Raw genomic sequence first — 3213 nt, forward strand, 5'->3', positions numbered from 1 at the left:
CAGCACCGGGTCCCAGTTCACCAGACGCTTGCCACGGTAAATCAGCCCGTCTTCATGCAGGCGGACAAAGAGGGTGCGCACTGCGCGCGAGAGGTCGTCGTCCATGGTGAAGCGCTCGCGCGTCCAGTCAAGCGAGGCGCCCAGGCGGCGCAATTGCTGCATGATTTGTCCGCCGGACTGGTTTTTCCATTCCCACACTTTTTCGGTAAACGCTTCGCGCCCCAAATCGTGCCGCGTCTTGCCCGCTGCGTTCAACTGGCGCTCGACCACCATTTGCGTGGCGATGCCCGCGTGGTCGCTGCCTGGCTGCCACAGGGTGCGGCGGCCGTTCATGCGCTGGTAGCGGATGAGCGCGTCCATGATGGTGTCCTGGAAGGCGTGCCCCATGTGCAGCGTGCCGGTGACGTTCGGCGGCGGAATCATGATGGCGTAGGGTTCGCCGTCGCCCGTGGGCGCGAAATGCCCGCCCGCTTCCCAGACTTTGTACCATTTGTTTTCGATTTCTGCGGGCTGGTAGCGGGTCGCCATGCCGTCGTTGTTCATGTATTACCTCTAAGTCTTTGAAGAAAGCGCGGGATTCTAGCGTTATTGCCGTGCGGGCGCGCGGTTATTTGAACGCCTTGATGCCTGCGGCGAAGATGTTCTGCGGGCGGAAGTCGGGGTAGTTTTGCTGGCCGTGGTGCTGGTGGCGTTCGCTGTGTCCCATTTTGCCGAGGATGCGGCCGCAGGGGCTGGTGATGCCTTCTACCGCGTAGAGTGAGCCGTTCGGGTTGTGTTTCGGGTCCATGCTCGGCGCGAGGTCGCCGGGGGCGGCGTACTGGAAGGCGATTTGCCCGTTTTTGATGAGCGCTTTCAAGACGGCGTCGGAGGCGGTGAAGCGGCCTTCGCCGTGCGAAAAATTCACGCTGTGCGCTTCGCCAATCTGGAAGTCGGCGAGCCACGGGCTGTGGTTGTTGGCAACGACGGTGGTGGCGATGCGCGCGATGTGGCGGCCAATGCGGTTGTGGGTGAGGGTGGCGTCCCCCGGCGCGGGCGCGGCGATTTTGCCGTTCGGCAAGAGGCCGCTTTTGATGAGCGCCTGGAAGCCGTTGCAGATGCCGAGGATGAGGCCGTCACGTTCCAGGAGGGCGGCGATGGCGTCGGCGATGCGCGGGTTGGCGAGGACGTTGGCGATGTATTTGCCGGAGCCGTCCGGTTCGTCGCCCGCGCTGAAGCCACCGGCGAGGACGAGGATTTGGCTGTTGGCGAGGTTGTCGGCGAACGCTTGCAGGCTGGCGTCCAGCGCCTCGCGGTGTTGGTTGCAGATGACGGTTTCGATGACTTCGCCGCCGTTTTTGCGGAAGGCGCGCGCGGTGTCGAGTTCGCTGTTGGTGCCGGGGAAGACGGGCAGGCAGATGCGCGGCGTGGCAATGCTGCTAACGGCACGCGGGCGGCGTTGCACGTCTTTGGCAGTCGCCAGCGGTACGCGCGTGGTCTCGGCAACGCTTTCGTAGTGCGGATAGACGCCAGCGAGTGTTTGGCTGGCGATGGCGTAGAGGTCTTTGATGGCGGCGCTTTGGCCGTTGATTTCGAGTTTGCCGCTGTCGGTGGTGAAGCCGAGGTGTTGTAGGTTGTCGGCGATGCCGAGGCCGCCGTCGCTGCTGATGAGGTAGCCGCCGTATTCGGGTTTGAAGCCGTCTTCGAGGCGGTCGATGTGGACGCCGATGCCGTTGCCGATGGCGCTTTCGTAGAGGGCTTGCAGGATGCCGCCGTGGCGGATGGCGCGGATGCTTTTGACGTTGCCTTCGCTGATGGCCTCGTAAATAAAGCGGTTGTTGGCGGTAAAGGCGTTGAGGTCGGGGCGGCCGAGCGCGTCTTGCGGGCAGCGCAGCCAGTAGAGTTGGTGGTCTTTCGCCTTGTATTCGGGGCTGATGACGCGGCGCACATCGACCGGGGCGACGGCGAAGGCAATCAGCGTCGGCGGGACGTGCAGGTTGTGGTAGCTGCCGCTCATGCTGTCTTTGCCGCCAATGGCGGCGCGGTCAAGTGCGGCGAGGGCGTGATGCGCGCCGAGCAGCGCGGCGTAGGGTTGTCCCCAGTTGTCCGCTTCTGCGCCCATGCGGCGGAAGTATTCTTGCAGCGAGTAGTGCGCGGCTTCGGCGTTGCCGCCGCAGGCGACGAGGCGGGCGGTGGCGTCCACCACCGCGAGCAGGCCGCCGTGGTAGGGCGACCAGGCGCTGACGGCAGGGTTGTAGCCGTGCGCGAGGATGGAGGCGGTGTGGGTTTTGCCTTCGGTCGGCAGTTGGTACACGCTGGCTTCGGCCGGGGTGCGCTGGTAGCGGCCGCCGTAGGGGACGAGGACGCAGGCGGCGCCAACGCTGTGGTCGAAGCGGTCGCCGAGGCCTTTTTGTTCGGCGTGGGCGAGGGTGGCGAGTTGCGCTTTGAGCGCCTCCACCCAGTTTTTGTCGTTGGCGACGGCAAGCGGGCTGGCGCTGTCGTCCGGCTCGGCAATACGCACGCCGTGCTGCGCGCTGGCGGCGCCGTTGCTGTCGAGGAAATCGCGCTTCAAGCGGACGATGGTGTCGCCCTGCCAGTGCATGGTCAGCGTTGCGTCAGCGGTAACGGTGGCGACGTGGCTGGCCGTGAGGTTTTCGGCGGCGGCGAGTGCCTGCATCGTAGCGAGGTCTGCGGGGGCGATGACCACCGCCATCCGCTCTTGCGATTCGCTGATGGCAAGCTCGGTGCCGGAAAGCCCTTGGTATTTGACCGGGACGGCGTCGAGGTTGATGTCGAGACCGTCTGCCAGTTCGCCGATGGCAACGGCGACGCCGCCCGCGCCGAAGTCGTTGCAGCGCTTGATGCGGCGGGCGAAGTCGGGGTTTCTGAACAGGCGTTGCAGTTTGCGCTCTTCCGGCGGGTTGCCTTTTTGTACTTCGGCGGCGGATTCTTGCAGTGAGCCGCCGTGTTGCGCGCGCGATGAGCCGGTGGCGCCGCCGCAGCCGTCGCGCCCGGTCGCGCCGCCAATCAGCAATACAAGGTCGCCGGGGGCGGGTTCTTCGCGGCGCACGTTTTCGGTGGGGACGGCAGCGACGACTGCGCCCACTTCCATGTGTTTTGCCTTGAAGCCGTCGTGGTAGTACTCAACGATTTGCCCGGTGGCGAGGCCAATCTGGTTGCCGTAGGAGGAATATCCCGCAGCCGCCGTGGTGACGAGCTTGCGCTGGGGGAGCTTGC

At 65.2% G+C, this 3213-nt stretch carries 2 protein-coding genes; both read right to left on the reverse strand.

Annotation, left to right across the window (positions count from 1 at the left end; all coding sequences use genetic code 11):
• The coding region (locus Q0349_RS11195) for a class I tRNA ligase family protein (RefSeq protein ID WP_366916322.1) at positions 1-528 on the reverse strand (528 nt) is incomplete at its 3' end.
• 79 nt (positions 529-607) lie between these two features.
• Positions 608-3213, reverse strand: a 2606-nt coding sequence (locus Q0349_RS11200) for a phosphoribosylformylglycinamidine synthase (RefSeq protein ID WP_298081049.1), incomplete at its 5' end; no start/stop codon positions are given.

The organism is uncultured Cardiobacterium sp. (assembly GCF_938028185.1).
Taxonomy (GTDB): Bacteria; Pseudomonadota; Gammaproteobacteria; order Cardiobacteriales; family Cardiobacteriaceae; genus Cardiobacterium.